We start from the raw sequence: 4,252 nt of genomic DNA on the forward strand, positions 1-4,252 counted from the left end.
CCGACCGCGACGGTCCGCCGGCCGCCGGGCACCAGCGCGGACACCCGGGCCTGGGCCGGGGTGAGCACGGCCGGGCGCAGCGGGCGCAGCGCGGCGTGTTCCTCCAGCAGCTCGTCCAGTTCGGCCACCACCGCGGCGCGCTGCTCGATCGCGTCGGCGAAGGCCAGGGTCAGCTTGAACCGGAAGTCGGCCACCGCGCCGGTGGGCAGCAGCAACCCCGAGGTACGGCGCCGGTCCAGCACCTGGATCAGGGTGACCGGCGCGGCCGGGTCGTGGGCCAGCCCGGTCATCCTCCCGTACGCCCAGTCGCGCCGGCCCCGCCCGCCGAGCAGCACCAGGCGCCGGTTGGTGAGCACGGCCAGCCCGGCGTCGGACACCCGTACCCCCTCGGGGCGGCGCGGGCGCAGCGGCGGCGGATCCGGGTCGACGGTCAACTCGGGGGCGGGCAGTACGGCGGTGTGCCGCACCTCGACCAGTTGCGCGGCCGGCAGTGTCCAGAAGACCACCTCGCCGGGATCGAGCTCCATCGGCAGGCCCGCGCCGGCCTGGACCGACCCGTGGAAGGACACCGCGAGGGTACGCAGCCGCCGCAGCTCGTCGTCGCGGCGTCGCCATGCCTCGTCGACGGCGCGGAAGGCGCGCTGGCGCCGCTCGTTCTGCCGGTGCGCCCACCGGTACCGCCATGTGGAACCCGTCGAATCAGTCTTCGCCACGCCGACTCCTCCGCCGCGCGAGCCCACCAATCGGGGTGTCATTCATGTCAACTGCGGTGCAGGGGTACGAAGACACGCCAAAGTCACCAATTAGACCGATCGGCTGATTGACCGACACTATCGGCGGAAACCCCTGCGTCGATTCACGTTCCGTGTCACCCGGTCCCCGGCCACCGCGCTTCGCCATGCGCGGTGGTGGCCACGTCGGTAACGTCAGCCGCAGGGCGGGGCGCGGAGCGGCCCCCGGCGGCGAGGAGGTGCACCGGTGGGCGACCCGGCCGTCGTGGTGGGTGTGGACATCGGCACCACCAGCACCAAGGCGGTCGCGTTCGACACCGGCGGGCGGCAGCTGGCCAGCCACTCGATCGGCTATCCGTTGGAGGAGCCCCACCCGGGCTGGGCCGAGCAGGACCCGGACCTCATCTACGAGGCGGTGGTCGGGGCGATCCGCGCCGTCGTCGACGAGCTGCACCGGCCGATCGCCGGGCTGTCGTTCAGCACCGCCATGCACAGCCTGATCGGGCTGGACGCCGACGGTAGGCCGCTCACCCCGTCGATCACCTGGGCCGACAGCCGGGCCAGCGCGCAGGCCGAGCGGCTGCGGGCCGCGCCGTCCGGGCTGGCGCTGCACCGGCGCACCGGCACTCCGGTGCACCCGATGGCGCCGCTACCCAAGCTGGTGTGGTTCGCCGAGCAGGAGCCGAAGCTGCACGAGCGGGTCGCGCACTGGGTCGGCATCAAGGACCTCGTCCTGCGCCGGCTCGCCGAGGCACTCGTCACCGACCACTCGGTCGCCTCGGCCACCGGGCTGATGGACATCCACCGGCTGGCCTGGGACGGCGAGGCGCTGCGCGTCGCCGGCATCACCGAGGAGCAGCTCCCCCAGCTCGTACCCACCACGCACGTGCTGCCCGGCCTGACCGCCGAGGCGGCCCGGGCCACCGGCCTGCCGGCGGACACTCCGCTGGTGGTCGGCGCGGGCGACGGGCCGCTGGCGAACCTCGGGCTCGGCGCGGTGCAGCCGGGTGTGGTGGCCTGCTCCATCGGCACCAGCGGAGCGATGCGGGTGATGGTGGAACGCCCCGGCGTGGACCCGCTCGGCGGCGTCTTCTGCTACGCGCTCACCGAGAACCGTTGGGTGGTCGGCGGGGCGATCAACAACGGCGGGATCGTGCTCCAGTGGGCCAACGACGCGCTCGCCCCCGAGCTGGGCGAGCACGCCGAGGAGGAACTGCTCGACCTGGCCGCCCGGGCGCCCGTCGGATCCGGCGGCCTGATCATGTTGCCGTACCTGCTCAGCGAACGGGCGCCGCACTGGAGCGCGCTGCCCCGCGGGGCGTACGTCGGCCTGACCCACGGCCACGGCCGACCGCATCTGGTCCGGGCCGCGCTGGAGGGGGTGTGCCAGCAGCTCGCACTGGTCCTGTCGTCGGTGCGCGCGGCCGGCAACGAGGTACGCGAGATCCGGGCCAGCGGCGGCTTCGCCCGCAGCCCGCTGTGGCGGCAGATCCTCGCCGACGCGCTCGGCCTGCCGGTGCGCTTCCCCGCCGGGCACGAGGGTTCCAGCTTCGGCGCCGCGCTGCTCGGCATGCAGGCCCTCGGCCTGATCGAGTCGATCGAGGTGGCCGCCGACCTGGTCCGGATCGAGGAGACGGTCCGCCCGGATCCCGCCTCCGCCGCCACGTACGCGGCGCTGCTCCCGCTCTTCTCCGAGCTGTACGACGCACTCGTACCCACCTTCGCGTCGCTGCGGCGGCTGGCGCCGAGCCTGCCGCCGGAACCACCGCCCACCGCTGCTCCCCAATGACCAACCGAAGGTCGTGATCGCCGTGGTCTCACTGCTCGCCGCGCCGGCGGAACCACTCACGAACGCCGGCGACACCCAACTCGTCGTCGCCGCCCTGCTCGGCATCGCCGCCGTGGTGCTGCTCATCGCCTGGGGCAAGGTGCACCCGTTCCTGGCGCTGATCCTCGGCGCGGCGGTGCTCGGCGTGGTCGCCGCCGTACCCGCCGACAAGATCGTCACCTCGTTCAGCGGCGGCGTCGGCTCCACGGTCGGCGGTGTCGGCCTGCTGATCGCGCTCGGCGCGATGATCGGCGGCATGCTGGCCGAGTCGGGCGGGGCGGACAGCATCGTCGAGCGGGTGGTGGGCCGGGTCTCCGGCGGCGCGCTGCCCTGGGCGATGGCCGGCGTGGCGGCACTCATCGGCCTGCCGCTGTTCTTCGAGGTCGGCGTGGTGCTGCTGGTGCCGATCGTGCTGCTGGTCTCCCGCCGGGTGGACGTGCCGCTGATGAAGCTCGGCATCCCGGCGCTGGCCGGCCTGTCGGTCCTGCACGGTCTGGTGCCCCCGCACCCCGGCCCGCTGGTGGCGATCGACGCGCTCGGCGCCAACCTCGGTCAGACGCTCGCCCTGGGCCTGCTGGTGGCGATCCCCACGGTGATCATCGCCGGTCCGGTCTTCGGCAACATCATCGCCCGGTACGTGCCGGCCACCGCGCCGGAGGCGCTGCTGCCCACCCGGCGTGACGTCGCGGTGGCGGCAGACCGCAGCCCCACCCGCCCCGGCGACGGCCGGCTGGACGCCGACGGTGACCTGGTCACCCAGGACGACCTGGTGAACCCGGGTACCGGTCGCCCCGGCGGGTCGATCGAGGAGCCCGCCGGACCGCGTTCCCGCCGGGCACCCGCGCTCTGGGCCGCCGTGGTCACCGTGCTGCTGCCCGTGGTGCTGATGCTGCTGCGGGCGATCGGCGAACTGGCCCTCGACGAGGGCACCGCCGGCCGCAAGGCGCTGGACATCGTCGGCACCCCGATCGTCGCGCTGCTGGCCGGCGTCATCTTCGCCATGATCTTCCTGGGCTACCGCACCGGGTTCAGCCGTACCCAGGTCTCCGGCTTCCTGGGCGGCTCGCTGCCGGCGATCGCCGGCATCCTGCTGATCGTGGCCGCCGGCGGCGGCTTCAAGCAGGTGCTCGTCGACGCCGGCGTGGGCAACCTGGTCGCCGACGCCGCCGAGGGCGCCAACCTGTCGCCGCTGCTGCTCGGCTGGCTGGTCGCGGTCGGCATCCGGGTCGCCACCGGCTCGGCCACCGTCGCCACCATCACCGCCGCCGGCATCGTGGCGCCGCTGGCCGCCACGCTCCAGGGTCCCGAGGTGGCGCTGCTGGCGTTGGCGATCGGTTGCGGATCGCTGTTCTTCTCACACGTCAACGACGCCGGCTTCTGGCTGGTCAAGGAGTACTTCGGGCTGACCGTCGGGCAGACCATCAAGAGCTGGTCGGTGATGGAGACGATCATCTCGGTGGTCGGCTTCCTCGGCGTCCTCCTGCTCGACGTCTTCGTCTAGCGGCCGCGCACTGGGTCGCGGTTCGCCGCTCGGCTGCGGGCGGGGATCCTTCCATCGACTCCCTTTAGAGCTGATATCAGGAACGACTCACGATCGGATCGTCGGTCCCCCTCGACCGCCGACCGCGAGCGCCGACCGCCGACCGCGACCGCCAGCCGCCGACCGCGACCGCCGGCTGCGGCTGCGACCGCC

The 4,252-nt window shown here is 73.6% G+C and carries 2 protein-coding genes and 1 pseudogene; 2 read left to right on the forward strand and 1 reads right to left on the reverse strand.

All coding sequences use genetic code 11. From position 1 onward, the window contains the following. Positions 1–713: pseudogene (locus tag HUW36_RS26990) on the reverse strand (hypothetical protein); the annotation flags it as partial. Between the two features lie 265 nt (positions 714–978). Here HUW36_RS26990 and HUW36_RS26995 point away from each other — a divergent pair. Together HUW36_RS26995 and HUW36_RS27000 are read left to right on the forward strand one after the other, a co-directional pair. Further along, entirely contained in the window at positions 979–2,520 is a 1,542-nt protein-coding gene (locus HUW36_RS26995) for a gluconokinase (protein ID WP_174530715.1), read from the forward strand. Between the two features lie 22 nt (positions 2,521–2,542). Then, complete coding sequence (locus tag HUW36_RS27000; RefSeq protein ID WP_174530716.1) at positions 2,543–4,060, forward strand: GntT/GntP/DsdX family permease; 1,518 nt, start codon at positions 2,543–2,545, stop codon at positions 4,058–4,060. Positions 4,061–4,252: the final 192 nt, after the last annotated feature.

It is taken from the genome of Micromonospora maritima (assembly GCF_902825405.1).
GTDB lineage: Bacteria > Actinomycetota > Actinomycetes > Mycobacteriales > Micromonosporaceae > Micromonospora > Micromonospora maritima.